This is a genomic window from Lentilactobacillus farraginis DSM 18382 = JCM 14108, from assembly GCF_000583655.1.
In the GTDB taxonomy this organism is placed as follows: Bacteria; Bacillota; Bacilli; order Lactobacillales; family Lactobacillaceae; genus Lentilactobacillus; species Lentilactobacillus farraginis.
The window spans coordinates 19,069-34,500 of the sequence record NZ_BAKI01000028.1 but is presented as its reverse complement, the minus strand read 5'-3'; the positions used below and the strand labels follow the sequence as shown (position 1 = coordinate 34,500).

General features: G+C 42.4%; 12 protein-coding genes, 2 tRNA genes and 2 pseudogenes. 14 read left to right on the top strand and 2 right to left on the bottom strand.

Annotated elements, in window-relative coordinates; all coding sequences use genetic code 11:
* Nucleotides 1-518: 518 nt before the first annotated feature.
* Nucleotides 519-1,139 carry an Ig-like domain-containing protein gene (locus JCM14108_RS09475; RefSeq protein WP_035180463.1) on the bottom strand — a complete coding sequence of 207 codons (621 nt, stop codon included), beginning with the start codon at nt 1,137-1,139 and terminating at the stop codon, nt 519-521.
* A gap of 370 nt (nt 1,140-1,509) precedes the next feature.
* Between JCM14108_RS09475 and JCM14108_RS09470 the strand changes: the two genes are divergently transcribed.
* From JCM14108_RS09470 to JCM14108_RS09425, 10 genes are all read left to right on the top strand, one after another.
* The gene (locus JCM14108_RS09470; protein ID WP_035180462.1) at nt 1,510-1,827 is read left to right on the top strand and encodes a PTS sugar transporter subunit IIB; all 318 of its coding nucleotides are present in this window, start codon (nt 1,510-1,512) and stop codon (nt 1,825-1,827) included.
* Nucleotides 1,828-2,142, top strand: a complete 315-nt coding sequence (locus JCM14108_RS09465; protein WP_035180459.1) for a PTS lactose/cellobiose transporter subunit IIA — start codon at nt 1,828-1,830, stop codon at nt 2,140-2,142. It abuts the gene before it with no gap.
* Between the two features lie 202 nt (nt 2,143-2,344).
* Nucleotides 2,345-3,835, top strand: coding sequence for a peptide MFS transporter (locus JCM14108_RS09460; RefSeq protein WP_035180456.1), 1,491 nt, complete (start codon nt 2,345-2,347; stop codon nt 3,833-3,835).
* 66 nt (nt 3,836-3,901) lie between these two features.
* Nucleotides 3,902-4,723, top strand: a complete 822-nt coding sequence (locus JCM14108_RS09455; protein WP_035180454.1) for a metallophosphoesterase — start codon at nt 3,902-3,904, stop codon at nt 4,721-4,723.
* A 71-nt stretch (nt 4,724-4,794) separates the two neighbouring features.
* Nucleotides 4,795-4,877: transfer RNA gene (locus JCM14108_RS09450), tRNA-Tyr, on the top strand.
* A 9-nt stretch (nt 4,878-4,886) separates the two neighbouring features.
* A tRNA-Gln gene (locus JCM14108_RS09445) sits at nt 4,887-4,958 on the top strand.
* 429 nt (nt 4,959-5,387) lie between these two features.
* A complete protein-coding gene (locus JCM14108_RS09440; protein WP_235807097.1) occupies nt 5,388-5,936 on the top strand; it encodes a VanZ family protein in 549 nt (182 codons plus the stop codon).
* Between the two features lie 120 nt (nt 5,937-6,056).
* Nucleotides 6,057-6,860 carry a pyrroline-5-carboxylate reductase gene (proC, locus tag JCM14108_RS09435; protein ID WP_035180451.1) on the top strand — a complete coding sequence of 268 codons (804 nt, stop codon included), beginning with the start codon at nt 6,057-6,059 and terminating at the stop codon, nt 6,858-6,860.
* A gap of 23 nt (nt 6,861-6,883) precedes the next feature.
* Entirely contained in the window at nt 6,884-8,002 is a 1,119-nt protein-coding gene (nagA, locus tag JCM14108_RS09430; protein ID WP_035180448.1) for an N-acetylglucosamine-6-phosphate deacetylase, read from the top strand.
* 29 nt (nt 8,003-8,031) lie between these two features.
* Nucleotides 8,032-8,736 carry a GntR family transcriptional regulator gene (locus JCM14108_RS09425; protein WP_035180446.1) on the top strand — a complete coding sequence of 235 codons (705 nt, stop codon included), beginning with the start codon at nt 8,032-8,034 and terminating at the stop codon, nt 8,734-8,736.
* A gap of 103 nt (nt 8,737-8,839) precedes the next feature.
* Here JCM14108_RS09425 and JCM14108_RS09420 read toward each other — a convergent pair.
* Nucleotides 8,840-9,579: pseudogene (locus tag JCM14108_RS09420) on the bottom strand (WecB/TagA/CpsF family glycosyltransferase).
* 121 nt (nt 9,580-9,700) lie between these two features.
* Here JCM14108_RS09420 and JCM14108_RS09415 point away from each other — a divergent pair.
* The 4 genes and pseudogenes from JCM14108_RS09415 (at nt 9,701) to JCM14108_RS09400 (ending at nt 15,316) form a co-directional block, all read left to right on the top strand.
* Nucleotides 9,701-11,158 (top strand): nicotinate phosphoribosyltransferase, encoded by a 1,458-nt coding sequence (locus JCM14108_RS09415; RefSeq protein WP_035180444.1) that lies wholly within the window; start codon nt 9,701-9,703, stop codon nt 11,156-11,158.
* 19 nt (nt 11,159-11,177) lie between these two features.
* A pseudogene (nadE, locus tag JCM14108_RS09410) lies at nt 11,178-12,007 on the top strand (NAD(+) synthase).
* A 187-nt stretch (nt 12,008-12,194) separates the two neighbouring features.
* On the top strand, nt 12,195-14,861 hold the full coding sequence (locus tag JCM14108_RS09405; RefSeq protein ID WP_035180440.1) for a calcium-translocating P-type ATPase, PMCA-type: 2,667 nt from the start codon (nt 12,195-12,197) through the stop codon (nt 14,859-14,861).
* 23 nt (nt 14,862-14,884) lie between these two features.
* Nucleotides 14,885-15,316, top strand: coding sequence for a hypothetical protein (locus JCM14108_RS09400; protein WP_035180438.1), 432 nt, complete (start codon nt 14,885-14,887; stop codon nt 15,314-15,316).
* The last annotated feature ends 116 nt before the right edge of the window (nt 15,317-15,432 follow it).

The window sequence follows — 15,432 nt, the reverse complement described above, 5'->3', positions numbered from 1 at the left end:
ATAACTCCTGATATATTTGGGAATACATATATTGGTATATATTAATTAATATTATTTTGTGCTTTTGATAATATTATGCATATATTAGCTTTTAGTTATTGAACTATCATTTTTGAGGACAAAATAGCTAATAACGGGCAAATAACGGCCAATTAAAATTATAAATGCCTTTATATCAACGTTTGTAAGGGACACTTGTGCCTGCAGTCGGCAGTTTTGGTACAAGTAAAGATTTTTCAAAAAGAATCTCGCTAAAGGAACGTTTAGCGAGGTTCTTTTTTTGAATAAAAAGTATTCACACACTTCTTACATATTTTATCCTGATTAGTCAAAAAAATCTAATTTCTAAGTACATCCCTTTTATTTAATTTGTTAATAATCATAGTAAATTGAAAACTGGGTTAGTCCTTAAAAATTTACATTCTAAAATGAAACTCCCGTAAAATCAGCGCTTTTGTAATTGGTTGATTTTACGGGAGTTTTTAAGCAATTTTTTCAGCTGCTAATTAACAGTGCTTTTATCGATTGCTTAAATCCTGATAATGTTGAATTTGTGCTTGTAGCGGTGCAATTTGGTTCTGAAGCTCAATTGACTGCTGTTCTAATCCCAAATAAGTAGCTTGGAAAGCTTGTGGGTTACTGCCAGCCGCAGTAAAAGCCCGTTGATAATCCGCCGATGAAGTGTCGTTGTTGGTTAAGCCATCGGCCGTGCTTTGCATAGTTGATAGCTGAGACTGGATTGCATTCAGTTGATTCTGCAATGTATTAATCTGATCTTGAATTGGCTTAATTTGAGCTGTGTAAGGATACATGGTTACTTTAAAGGATTGACTTACCGGCTTGTAATTAAACTTGGTGGCGGTTAATTTATAGCTTCCCACGTGTGAAAGTGCATATTTTAAAGGAATTGTAAATTTACCGGAAGAAGATACTTTGGCCTTGGCTTTTAAATCACCGTCCTGATAAAAGTTGACTAAAGAGCCCCTGGTTGCGGTTCCGGTAATCTTAGTTTGTGAGTTGTTAACCGGTTTGATAGTTAGTTTTAAATTGCCGGGATTATAATAATTTGCACTTGCGGTCGCTGCAAAAATAAACGGTAATCCAAGGCCCATTCCTAATAATCGTGTTAGTTTTTTCATTTGTTAAATCCCCCTAAATGTATTTGTAAATTTATGCATAATCGTTACACAATATTAATCATCCCAACCTCGCCACTCATTATATGCTTTACCCACCTAAGAAATCCATTAGTTAAGCAATGCGATTTGGACCCTTAACCTTTTCTAAAGGAATCTGCTGATCGAAAGCAGCCTGCCTTATGAATAACATTAAATTTTTTAAATTGGTATATACGGAGCGACAAATATTGGTATATAATAAATTATAGTAATTAGTCGCTTTAAAATAGGAATTTACAGGTATTTAAAAATAATTGGTACTTGTTTAAAAATCGAAAATATGATAACCTGTATAAGTGAGGTAAATTAATAATGCGAGGAGTTCTTATAAATGAAAAATATTTTATTGATTTGTGAAGATGGGATTTCCAGCAATTTCCTGTTAAAGTCTGCGGAATCTTTTATGGAAGCATACAACGTTGACTTTAATCTTATGTCGTCTGATTATACACAGGCTGATACATACCTGAATAAAAATATTAATTTAGTATTGCTTGCACCCCAGGCTTCCTATCACGATAAAGAAATTAAAATGATTGATGGCCGCGCGCCGGTAATGACAATTCCAGATGATGTATATGGCTGGGCCAATGGTGAGAAGTTGGTTAAGTTCATTATGGATAAATTTCCGACTGCCGAGGCTATGTAATTGAATGATGATGAGCTAAACCAGCTTGCAATGGCAATGTTAACCAATGCCGGCCATGCTAAAAAAATATTGGCTGACCTGCTGGCTCATATAGAAGAATGTGCGCATGCAAGTAATAATATTGAAAAAGAATTAACGGAGGCCTCAGACTGGCTAAGAAAAGCTCACTTAAAACAAAATCAGGTCATGCAGCATGCGGATAAATTACAGTACTCACTTTTATTAACGCATGCTCAGGATACTCTAATGAATACTGAGACAATTTATTTTCTGGTGAAGCGTTTGTTGCCATTGATTTTAAATTCCAAAAAATAAAATAAAGTTGATAAAATAGCGACGTAAAGGCATTTACTTGCTTGGCCATAAATTTAACAATTTGGCCTTGTTGAATTCACTACTTATCTAGCTTATAATTGCTATTATGATTTATTCTTGAAACAAGAGTAATCTTAAATAAAAGTCTAATCCCGCTAACAATCTGTTAAACGGATTAGATTTATTTTTTGGAGGGTGTCACATGCAACAACAAGGTCAAAGTGACCAGGAGAAACGTGCAGATACGTCATTCTTCGGCCAACCCCGTGGGCTTTCCACATTATTCTTTACAGAAATGTGGGAGCGGTTCAGTTACTATGGGATGCGCGCAATTCTTCTTTATTACATGTATTGGAGTGTAGCAAAAGGTGGTCTTGGTTTTGAACCAGGCCTTGCTGCATCGATCATGTCGATTTATGGGTCACTTGTTTATTTGTCATCAGTTGTCGGCGGATTCATTAGTGACCGGATTTTAGGGAGTCGAAAGACCGTTTTTTACGGTGGTATATTGATCATGTTTGGTCATATTGCCCTTTCGATGCCATTGGGTTCAATTGCTTTGTTCATTTCAATTGTATTAATTACGTTGGGAACCGGACTTTTGAAACCGAATATTTCCGAAATGGTTGGCGATTTATATACAGAATATGATAATCGTCGGGATTCCGGATTTACAATTTTTGTTTTTGGAATTAACTTTGGCTCATTCATCTCTCCGATTTTAGTTGGTTGGCTTGGTATGAGCTATAATTTCCATTTAGGATTTTCTCTGGCTGCCATTGGTATGTTCTTTGGTCTGTTGCAATATGTCCGTGGTGGCAAGAAGCATCTGCCAAGTTCCAGTCTTTACCCTTCAGATCCGCTGGAACCCGAAGATGTGAAGAAGCTATCCGTCAAAGTCGGTTTAGGCGTGATTGTTTTTGCGCTTATTCTGTTGTTGATGAATGTAATGGGATCTTTGAACATTGCCAACTTCATTACATTGTTAAGTGTTATCGCAATTGCGACACCTGTTATTTATTTTGTGGTTATTATTTCCAGCAAAAAGATTACCAGTACAGAACGGTCACGAGTAATTGCTTATATTCCACTTTTCATTGCCGCTGCGATTTTTTGGGCAATTGAAGAGCAGGGGTCAAGTGTTTTGGCATTGTTTGCGGCTAACCAAACGAATAACAACTTTTTAGGCTTTCAAATTCCCGCAAGTTGGTACCAATCACTTAATCCATTCTTCATCATGCTGTACACGCCTTTCTTTGCTTGGTTATGGATGAAACTGGGGAAGAAACAGCCAAGCTCACCAAGCAAATTTTCACTTGGACTTTTGGTCGCTGGTCTGTCGTATCTATTCATGGTGATTCCAGTTGCCTTGTTTGGTAGCTCGGCAAAAGTTAGCCCGCTCTGGTTGATTGGCAGCTGGGCAATTGTTGAAGTTGCTGAAATGCTGGTATCGCCAATTGGTTTATCGGTAACGACTAAACTAGCACCCAAATCATTCGAATCACAGATGATGAGTATGTGGTTTCTAGCAGATTCAGCCGCTCAAGCAGTTAATTCACAAATTGTTAAGTATTATACACCTGCCAATGAGGTCAATTACTTTACCATGGTTGCCGTTGCTGCGGTTATCTTTAGTATTATACTGGCATTCTTGATCAAACCGATTAAGAAATTAATGGAAGGTGTCAATTAACGTTGGTTTTTAAAAAAGTGTTATCCTATTTGGGACAGCACTTTTTTTAATTTGGGGGTGAAATTAATGATTCAAATAGCAGTTTCGAGTGATAATCATTTGGATTTAAACAAAGTAATTGTTGATGACGTTATTGACCAGCAGGCCCGATATCTTACCAGTCATCAAATTGACTATTACCTCGCGGCCGGTGATTTTTTTAATGATTTTAGTAAGACAACTGCTTACATGGATCGATTAACCCACCAATTACCGCACACAAAAGTTTTGTTTATTGCGGGAAATCACGATATGATTCGAAACGTCAGCTATGATCAATTGGAGCAGGGAACTTGGCCGGGCTATTTAAACAATCGCTATTTTGATTTGCCAAACAGCGATTACCGGGTTATTGGCTTAAATGGCTGGTACGACTATTCCTTTGCGCAAAATACCGGTAAAACCGAGACCCAGTTTCACCAATGGAAAATGGCCTATTGGATTGATAGCCTTATTAAGCAGCCTATGAGCGATGTTCAGCGAGCAGGGGTAGTTGCTGGGGAATTAAAAAAACAGCTTGAAGCGGCCCAGAGAAGCCGCAAAAAGGTTATTTTAATGACGCACTTCGTTCCCAATCAGCAGTTTATCCGTTATACCTCGGATAACCGATTTTGGAATATGGCTAATGCGATGCTGGGAAGCGTAGCGATTGAAAAACTGATTGATCAGTATGCAGTACCAATTGTTATTTTTGGCCATATTCATGACCGCTTGAAACCCAGGAAGATTAACGCTACTTGGTACTATAATGGTGCTGTCGGCTATCATAATCATCGGCATAATGAGTGGCAGACCAATGACTTTTTTAGTGAGTGGCAAAAGCAGTTGAAAACAATTCAACTTTTTTGAAAAATTTGCTTGACGAAGTAGCGATAATTTTGTATTATTATATTCGTTGGTTTGATACCGACACACATTGCGGAGGGGTAGCGAAGTCTGGCTAAACGCGGCGGACTGTAAATCCGCTCCTTCGGGTTCGGTGGTTCGAATCCACTCCCCTCCATTTTATTCTTGGGCTATAGCCAAGTGGTAAGGCAACGGGTTTTGATCCCGTGATGCGCTGGTTCGAACCCAGCTAGCCCAATAATTGAGTTTCGCCCGTTTTCACAGGTTGTCAAAAAACCTATGAGGACGGGCTTTTTTGTGCTTTGTATTTCTTTGAGTGTCACTGATTGTCAGTAAGGAGTCAGTAAAAAGGTTAGCCAATTTTAAAAGTCGGGATACCTCGTTAATTTATTTATAACCTCGTTCTGTTCTTGTTTATAGTTGTTGCCGTGTAGATGTCCATCATTGTTTTATAAGACGAATGCCCCGGCTTTTATGGACCCCCTTGATTCAAATATTGCCCGATTAAGATTCAAATATGGTCCAATTGGGCGCTTTTCTAAAAAGTTATCTTTTTTTAAAGCCGACCGGTATTTTGACGCTCTTTAAGGTTCACTTAATTCGTTACTTATAAGCTTTAGTCATTCTCATTTAGATTCTGTTAAGTATTTTAAATTAAGAAAGGTGAATGACTATGATTAAATGGCTGCCGTATTTAATTGACCTGACAAGTATTTTAATTTGGTTGAAACTACAATTCCGAACGATTATGACACTATCACGCTGGCAGTTAGTGACGCTTATTTCGACAATTATTTATATTATAGTTGTCAGTTATCTGACATTGGCCCCGACGTCAGTGGCGTTTGTCGGTCCCCAGCAGGTTGTCCCGTTAATGGTTGCCGGCGCACCGGTTAATTTAATCCCGTTTTGGAGTACAACGGCGGATTTCTACCAAAATGTCTTGATGATGTTACCGCTTGGCGTATACGTAGCCCTGATAAAACCGGAATTTAAACTCAAAAAGGTATTCTTTTCAGGAATTGTTATCAGCACGGCGATTGAAGCGATGCAATTTGTTTTAGACATAACAGTTGGGCTGTCACGATGGGTGGATATTAACGATGTTTTGACAAATGCTTTAGGGGTCCTGGTGGGCTGGGGCATGATCTTTATTTTAAAGAAAACCCCCTTAAAAAAGATTATTTGTCGATTCTGCATTACCGGTTTTCGCTAAACGATCGACAGTTTAATTGGTTAGCCGGACATTTAGGAGTTGCATTCCGGCAGAATTTCCGCTATTGTCAACTTAAAGAAAAAATTGGAATAGTCCGATAAGAATGTGAGGAAAGTAAAGATGAAAATTGGCTTTATTGGCGTCGGCGCAATGGCTCAAGCAATTATTCAGGGCCTGCTTAACGCGAAATTTGTTCCGGCAAACGACATTTTGGTCCATAGCGCACACAAAGCACATTATGAAAATTACGCGGCTGCGTATGGTTTGACTGCACAGGAAACCAACATAGCACTTACCCAAAACAGTGATGTTGTTGTGTTAGCGGTTGTTCCTAAGGTGGCTGCAAATGTTCTCAGAGAAATTGGTGACGCGTTAAATCCCACCAAGACACTAATCTCCATTGTTTCGGGAATTTCGTTGAACCGGTTGGCGGAATTGACAGATTATAATCTGCCGATTCTTCGAAGTCTGCCCAACATTAATTCTGAATATGGTCAAGGCATGACGGCAGTTGCGGCAAATGAAAATCTGGTTGATCAGCGAAAGCAGGCGGCACTTGCCGTTTTCAAGGCAACTGGTGAGGTTAGTGAATTACCGGAAGACCAGTTTGCTGTTTTCAGCGCTATTTCGGGTAGTGCCGTTGCCTACGTTGACTTTTTTATTGATTGTCTGAGCCGGGCCGGTGTTAAGTATGGTTTTGGCAAGGAAACTGCTACCAAAATTGCTGCGCAAACGGCATTGGGGTCTGCACAATCGCTGTTGGCTTCCAAGAAAACGCCGGCTGAAATGATTGACAAGGTTTGTTCACCAGGCGGCGATACGATTGCCGGTATTCTGGCAATGGAACAGGCCGGGATGCTTAATTCGGTTGTGAAGGGCATTGACGCGACAATTGAAAAATCTACCGGTAACTCAAGTAAATAAATGGGAATTGAAGTTGAATTAATATGTCAAAAGTTTTTATAAACTGTCATCTTTACACGGGTCGGCGGGAAATTCAAACCGCCTTTATCAGATTTTCCAAACGGGTTGAAGCCCTTGGTCCAATGACTGAGTTTCAGCCGCAATTGGCCGATCAGATTATTGATTTAACAGGGAAAATAGTTGTTCCCGGTTTTATTGACGTCCACGTCCATGGCGGTTACGGGGCTGACTCCATGTTTTCGGATGTTGACCAGCTGGTCCAAATGACCGTTAAAATGAAATCTGAAGGGGTAACGGGGCTTCTTTTGACGACAATGACCCAATCCCCCGAAAAAATTTCTAAGGCAATGCGGACGATTAGAGCGGCTTCTGAGAAAAGCCCCGCCATTTTGGGGATTCACTTGGAGGGGCCGTTTGTTGCCAAAAAATTTAACGGTGCCCAACCGGTTGACCAGATTCAGCGGGTGTCGGTCAAAAAATTAGCGCGTTGGCAGCAATTATCCGGTGGCCTGGTTCGCTTGGTGACCTATGCCCCGGAAGTTAACGAGCGTCGGGATTTGGAAGCGTACTGCCGTTCACAGCAAATTCGACTGGCGGTCGGTCATAGTGACGCAACCTATGAGTTGCTGCAAAAGTGTCGGATTGATCATGTGACACACCTGTTTAACGCCCAACGTGGACTTCATCAAAGAGAACCAGGGGTAGTGGGCTACGCAATGTTGAGCCGGGTCCCCGTTGAATTAATTTGCGATGGCTACCACGTAGTATCACCGGTTGTTAAAATTGCTTATCGACAAATTGGCCCGAAACGATTGGAATTAGTAACTGATGCGATGGAAGCCAAGGGGATGCCGGCTGGTAATTATCAGCTTGGCGGCCAAAAAGTGGCGGTCGGAAATGGTCGGGCACTCTTGGCTAATGGGAAGCTGGCCGGATCGGTTCTTAAGTTTAATCAGGCGTTTAAAAATATGATCCGGTTTACCGGCTGCTCAATCAGTGAGGCGGTTCAGATGAGTTCAGCAAATCAAGCTGAAGAGTTTCAATTAGTGGGAAAGGGATTTCTTGAAACCGGGAATGACGCGGACATAAATGTGTTTGACAATCAGTTGAACCTTATGGCAACGTATAGTTATGGTAAATAATTCACACAAATTCAAAGTAGGTGGTAACAATGGGTTTACCAATTTATATTCAAATTCATAATGATATTAAGCGAAATATTGAAGCCGAGAAATGGAAAATCGGTGATCGAATTCCTTCAGAGCGGGAGTTGTCAACCGAATTTGGGGTTAGTCGAATGACGCTTCGACAGGCGATTCAGACTTTGGTCGATGAGGGGATTTTGGAACGGCGGGTCGGTTCGGGGACCTTTGTTGCCAATCAAAAGGTTCAGGAAAAAATGTCTGGTGTAACCGGATTTACGGATTTAATGTTGGCTCAGGGTAAAAAGCCCTCCAGTAAGACCATTTCTTACCATACGATGGAACCGTCGTTAAGTGAGATGGAGAAATTAAAGATTACCCAGGATCAGGCCGTTTTGCGGATGGAACGGATTCGTTACGGTGATAATATTCCGATTTGTTTTGAGGTCGCAACGGTACCCGAAAATATTGTTTCGGGGTTGGAAAAAGCCGAAGTCACCAGTTCACTTTACCGGGCTTTGGAACAAAAGAAAAATTTGAGCCTTGGTAAAGCCCAACAAACCGTTTCGGCAATGCTGGCGTCCGAAAGAATCGCGGAGTACTTGGATATTAAACGTGGGGACGCGATCTTAAGGCTGCGGCAGATTACATATTTGCAGGATGGCCGGCCGTTTGAATACGTTAGGACCCAGTACGTCGGGGATCGGTTTGAGTTTTATCTGGAAAAGGGTTAGCGCGGTATTATTTTACACCGTTGATTCAATTAAACAGGCGTCGGTCAACCGGTAATTTTGCGGTCAACCGACGCCTGTTTAATTGGAAAGAGACGTGCGAGCATTATTTTTTGGACCATTTTTCCTTAAGAACTTCAAGCAGGTATTTTGGTAAAACCGACAGTCTGTAAATCCGGCTGGGCTCTTTAACTACTCGGTATAACCACTCCAGATGCATTTTCTGCCAGCTTTGTGGTGCCCGTTTTACCGTACCGGTCAAAACATCAAAGGAACCGCCAATCCCCATCACAGGCCATCGGCAGCCTTTCGGTTCCGCTCGATAAATTCTTCCTGCTTGGGGTAGCCCGTTGCGACAAATACCATATCGGGCTGGGTTCGGGCAATGTCATTGACGATGTTGCGGTCGTCACCAAAGTAACCGTTATGCGTGCCGGCAATGGTTAGTCCTGGATAGGATTTGGCAACCACCTGCTTCAGCTTGTTGATGACGTCGGTTTTCGCGCCGACGAAGTATGCCGATTTATGAGTCTGGCTGCCCCAATGAAGCAGGCTGACAAATAAGTCGTAACCGGTAATTCTTTCTGCCAACGGTTGCTTTAGCAGTTTTGCCCCAATAATAATCCCAATACCGTCAGCGATAATATAATCTGCTTTGTGGATCAGCTGGTTGTACAAGCGGTTGTGGCGGGCATACATGACAATTTCTGGATTGGCGGTGACAACAAACGTGTTTTGGTGGGCGTCAATCCGTTTTTTTAGTAATGCTTCAAAGTCTTTTTGATTGGTATCCTCAAATGGGACCCCCAGAATTGAAACCTGCTTATTTTTTGTTTCCTTCTCCATAAAATCTCCCTGTTTCTCATGATCTTTATTTGAAATATTGGTATAATTCTTTTCAATATTCTGAATAATGATAGAATTAAACTAATTATATAACATTTATCTGGGAGGATAATTTAATAAAATGCCAAAATTTGACAACTTAACCCTCCATACTGATTTCTATGAAATTAATATGATGGCCACTTACTTTGAAAAGCACATGCAGGACCGGCATGCAGTCTTTGAGGTCTTTTTTCGCAAATTGCCCTTCGGAAACGGATATGCCGTTTTTGCCGGGCTGCAGCATATGGTCGAATACGTTCAAAACCTGAATTTTACCGACGATGATATTGCTTATTTGCGGGAAGTGACTAATTACTCGACTGATTTTTTAGAGTACCTGCGAAATTTCAAGTTTCAGGGAACCATCAGATCCGCGCTGGAAGGTGACTTGGTATTTGCCAATGAACCAATTCTCCAAGTTGAGGGGACGCTCTGTGAATGTCAGTTGGTTGAAACAGCCATTTTGAATATGGTCAATTATCAAACGTTAATTGCGACTAAGGCTGCCAGAATTCGAACGGTGGTCGGTAGTGATCCACTAATGGAATTCGGCACCAGACGAGCTCAGGAAGTTTCCGCTGCTTTGTGGGGAACTCGGGCTGCGATTATCGGCGGTTTTGATTCAACGTCAAATGTTTTAGCCGGTAAAAACTTCGGGATTCCGATTAGTGGGACCCACGCGCATTCGCTGGTTGAGTCGTTTGGTAATGATTATGATGCTTTTAAAGCATACGCGCAAACTCACCATGATTGTGTTTTTCTGGTTGATACTTATGATACACTTAAGAGTGGGGTGCCAAGCGCCATTAAGGTTGCTGACGAAATGGGCGATAAGATCAATTTTGCGGGGGTTCGTTTGGATTCCGGCGATATGGCCTATTTGTCCAAGCGGGTTCGGGAATTGCTGGACAATGCCGGCTATCAGAATACCAAAATTTTCGCATCAAACGATATGGATGAAACTACGATTGCCAGTTTGAAAATGCAGCATGCCAAAATTGATGTTTGGGGGATCGGCACCAAAGTTATTACGGCTTTTGATCAGCCTGCACTGGGAGCCGTTTACAAGATGGTGTCAGTTGAACATGCCGACGGTAAAATGAGAGATACGATTAAAATTTCCGGCAACGCTGAAAAGGTGTCAACACCGGGCAAAAAGCAGGTTTGGCGGATTACAAATGCCAAGGATGGCAAGTCCGAAGGCGATTACATTACGCTGGCAGATGAAGATCCCCGTAAAGAAAAGTCAATTTTCATGTTTCACCCAAATTACACGTACATTAATAAAACGGTTGAAAACTTTAATGCCAAACCCCTGCTCCAACCGATTTTTGAAGCTGGCAAATTGGTTTATCAACTGCCCGATTTAAATGAAATTTCAGATTACGCCAAAAAACAAATCGCATCGTTGTGGCCGGAATATAAGCGGGAACTCAACCCGCAAAAATATCCGGTTGACCTTTCACAAAAGTGCTGGGACAATAAACGTGATATTATTGAAAAAGTTCGTAACTACGTGCAGCAGATTAACTTTTAAAATTAAGGGATGAATGGTCATGAGAGAGAAGCAAAAAGAGATTATTGAATCTTTGAAGGTCCAACCGACAATTGACCCAAAAACAGAAATCCGTAAAAGTGTTGACTTTTTAAAAGCCTATCTAAAAAAATATGATTTTTTTAAATCACTTGTTTTGGGAATTTCAGGCGGTCAGGATTCAACGTTGGCTGGTAAATTATCACAGATGGCAATTTCTGAATTGCGTGAAGAAACTGGTGATAAAGATTATCAATTTATCGCGGTCCGATTACCATATGGGGTGCAGGCGGATGAGTCCGATGCGCTGGCAGCCATTGATTATATCAAAGCGGACCGGACTTTTCGGGTTGATATCCAACCGGCAGTCGATGCAGCTGTCGAAGCTGTTGAAGCCAACCAGGTAACGGTCAGTGATTTCAACAAGGGCAACATTAAGGCCCGGCAGCGAATGATTGCCCAGTATGCGATCGCGGGCAGTACAAATGGCGTTGTCGTGGGCACCGATCACGCGGCGGAAGCCGTTACGGGCTTTACACCAAATTTGGTGACGGCGCAGCCGATATCACGCCGCTTTGGCGGTTGGATAAGCGACAGGGTAAGCAGCTCCTGGAAGTATTAAAGGCACCAAAACACCTGTATCAAAAAACACCAACTGCCGATTTGGAAGACAATCGACCGGCGTTACCCGATGAAGTTGCATTGGGGGTTACCTATCAGGATATTGATGATTACCTGGAGGGCAAGCCGGTTTCACAAAAAGCAGCTGAGACGATTGAGAGCTGGTATAACAAAACGGAACATAAACGACACCTGCCAATTAACATTTTCGATACTTTTTGGAAGTCCTAGTAAGTGACAAGGCATGAATAATTAGGTATAATATTCTTAAATAAAAGGGAGTAACCAGCAATTGCAATTGTGGATATCTCGTCAACGTGAAATTTTAAATTTCCGGGATATTTCTTAAATGGTGAGACTTATGAATTCTTTTCACAAGAGTTTATAAGTCTCTTTTTCTTTAAAGAGGAGGAAATTAATGAAACAGCAGGCAGAATTATTTTATCAGCAATCGGCTGAAGCGGTTATGAAACGAATGAAGGCTAATCCAAACGGGTTAACTGATCAAGATGTTGCGAAGCGACGAGAACAATTCGGTTATAACCGTCTTCAGGCGAAACGGCGAACGACACTTTTTGAAAAGTTTATCGCGCAGTTTAAGGATTTGATGATTATTATTTTGATCATCGCGGCCGTTATTGCCGGGATTGCCGGTGAACATATCGATGCGGCGATTATTATCGCGGTTGTGATTTTAAACGCGGTCTTTGGCGTTTTTCAGGAATCCAAAGCTGAAAACGCAATTGATTCCCTTAAACAAATGTCGGCGCCAATGGCGACAGTGATGCGAAACGATCGGCAGACAACCGTTAAAAGTGAAGAAATTGTACCGGGCGATATTGTGCTGCTGGAGGCCGGTGATGTTGTGCCGGCGGATATTCGTTTAATTGAGGCCAACACTTTAAAGATCGAAGAGGCCGCTTTAACCGGTGAGTCGGTGCCCGTCAATAAGCAGGTCGAGACCATCAGCGAGAATGATTTGCCGCTTGGTGACCGGAAAAACCTTGGCTTTATGAATAGTAATGTTACATCGGGACGGGGTACCGGCGTAGTTATTGGAACCGGGATGAATACCGAGGTCGGCAAAATTGCCCATATGTTAAATACAACCGAAGAAGCAACCACCCCGCTTCAAGAAAACCTGAACAAACTCGGAGAAGTTTTGACCGTTTTAATTCTGGTAATTGCGGTGATTGTCTTTGGTGTCGGCATGTGGCGAGGTCAGGAAAGTCTGATTAATATGCTGCTGACGGCTATTTCACTGGCTGTTGCGGCGATCCCGGAAGGTCTACCGGCGATCGTGACGGTTACGTTGGCAATTGGGACGCAGCAGATGGCCCGTCATCGCGCTCTGATTCGAAAACTTCAAGCCGTTGAGACATTGGGAAGCACCGACATTATTGCGTCGGATAAAACGGGGACGTTGACTCAAAATAAGATGACGGTTGAAAAGGTTTATCTAGATGGTCAACTGACCGATTCCACCCAAACGCAGCTATCACTGACTGATAAGCTGCCACAGATTATGGTTTTGAATAACGATACCAAATTTTTAGCGGACGGTTTGGGTGGCGATCCTACCGAAACGGCGCTGGTTTCGTTTTACCAAAATCAAAAGCTGCCGGTTCAGGAATTTATCAATCAGCATCAGCGGCTTGCCGAAATTCCGTTTGATTCCGAACGAAAGCTCATGACCACTTATAATCAAATGGCCGATCAGCAGATCATGATGACGATGAAGGGCGCTCCTGATCAGCTTTTAGCCAGAGTAACGCAAATCCTGGATAATGAGCGGATTCGAGAGATCACAGCAGCGGATAAACAAAAGATCAGCGAAACCAATCATGAATTGGCGACCCAGGCGCTTCGCGTATTGGCATTTGCCTATCGCATGGTTGATAAAGTTCCTGATGAGTTAACCAGCGAAGCGCAGGAACACGGGATGATTTTTGCCGGTCTGATTGGGATGATTGATCCGGAACGGCCCGAGGTTGCCCAAGCTGTAGCCGAGGCCAAGACGGCCGGTATCAAATCAATTATGATTACCGGTGATCACCAAGATACAGCTCAGGCCATCGCCAAACGGTTGGGAATTCTCGACCATACCGATAAGGCCGCTGACAAGGTTATCAGCGGCGCACAACTGGATGATTTGTCGGACAGTCAGTTTGAAAAGCGGGTCACGGATATCTCAGTATATGCCCGGGTTGCCCCTGAACATAAGGTGCGAATTGTGAATGCCTGGCAGAAAAAGGGCAAGGTCGTAGCAATGACCGGCGACGGGGTCAATGATGCGCCGGCTTTAAAGGCTGCAGACATTGGTGTCGGTATGGGAATTACCGGTACCGAGGTTTCCAAAGAAGCCAGTGATATGGTTTTGGCTGACGATAATTTTGCGACAATTGTCACGGCGGTTAAAGCTGGGCGAAAAGTTTTCTCCAATATTCAAAAATCACTGCAGTATCTCTTATCTGCTAATTTGGGAGAAGTTTTGACACTCTTTGTTATGACGATGATGGGCTGGGAAATTCTGGCGCCGGTTCAAATCCTATGGATCAATCTGGTAACCGATACCTTTCCAGCCATTGCATTGGGAGTTGAACCTGCCGAGCCCGGGATTATGAAGCGCAAGCCGCGTGGCCGGACGTCCAACTTTTTATCCGGCGGGATTATGTCCAATATCCTTTATCAAGGATTCTTTGAGGGCGCGATTACGCTGGCGGTTTACGCTTATGCCATCTTGAATCCGGTTCATTCTTCAGATGCACTGATTCACGCCGACGCGTTGACGATGGCTTACGCGACGTTGGGATTGATTCAGCTGTTTCATGCGTTTAATTCCAAGACCATTCATCAATCGGTCTTTCGAGTTGGGCTTTTCAAAAACAAGTTCTTTAATTGGGCACTTTTGGGATCTGCATTATTACTAATCCTAACAATTGTTGTGCCGGGCTTTAACAGTATGTTCCACGTAACAGAATTATATCTGTCACAGTGGCTGATTGTTATTATTGGCGGATTTATGATCGTTGTCATCTCAGAAGTAGTAAAATATGGACAGCGTCACTTTTTCAATCAACAATAAAATTTTAATTGGGGGCTTTCTTTTTGAAACCACAAGATTTAAGAAGGTATGCCAAAGTTGTTTCGGATATCATTGATGCAACCCAGACAAACGGAGAGGATTTAAATGCCGATTATGAAATTCTCAGAAAGACAATTGATGATGGGACGGTTGCTGATCTTGGCACGGATCAGCTTGCTCGCATTAAGGCTCATTTCCAAGCCGGAACCGACAAATACAAGGATAATGTGACCAAGCTTGAACAGGCACCCGTTCCGGTTAAAGTACTGGGCAAACACAAACTGCTGGTACGAGCCTACGCAGATTATGCGGCAGCCTGCCAGGCGATGACTGACAGTCTTGATGCCGAGGCTGGAAGTATTAACACTGATCAATTCAATCAAGCTGAAAAGGATCAGGAAGCCCACATTGCCAAAGTTTCGGACGTAACAACGAGAATTATGGGACTACTGTAAAGCAGGCAGTCAATCATTGAGAAGAGGTTCGGGGAAATTTATTTACCCGGCCTCTTTTAATTGATGCGCTTATTTTGTGGAGGCCACATGATATAATAAAGACTAGATTAATAACG

Coding starts and splice junctions, on each gene's coding strand:
- JCM14108_RS09475 (WP_035180463.1), bottom strand. CDS start 1,139: ATGAAAAAACTAACACGATTATTAGGAATGGGCCTTGGATTACCGTTT.
- JCM14108_RS09470 (WP_035180462.1), top strand. CDS start 1,510: ATGAAAAATATTTTATTGATTTGTGAAGATGGGATTTCCAGCAATTTC.
- JCM14108_RS09460 (WP_035180456.1), top strand. CDS start 2,345: ATGCAACAACAAGGTCAAAGTGACCAGGAGAAACGTGCAGATACGTCA.
- JCM14108_RS09455 (WP_035180454.1), top strand. CDS start 3,902: ATGATTCAAATAGCAGTTTCGAGTGATAATCATTTGGATTTAAACAAA.
- JCM14108_RS09440 (WP_235807097.1), top strand. CDS start 5,388: ATGACTATGATTAAATGGCTGCCGTATTTAATTGACCTGACAAGTATT.
- proC (WP_035180451.1), top strand. CDS start 6,057: ATGAAAATTGGCTTTATTGGCGTCGGCGCAATGGCTCAAGCAATTATT.
- nagA (WP_035180448.1), top strand. CDS start 6,884: ATGTCAAAAGTTTTTATAAACTGTCATCTTTACACGGGTCGGCGGGAA.
- JCM14108_RS09425 (WP_035180446.1), top strand. CDS start 8,032: ATGGGTTTACCAATTTATATTCAAATTCATAATGATATTAAGCGAAAT.
- JCM14108_RS09415 (WP_035180444.1), top strand. CDS start 9,701: ATGCCAAAATTTGACAACTTAACCCTCCATACTGATTTCTATGAAATT.
- JCM14108_RS09405 (WP_035180440.1), top strand. CDS start 12,195: ATGAAACAGCAGGCAGAATTATTTTATCAGCAATCGGCTGAAGCGGTT.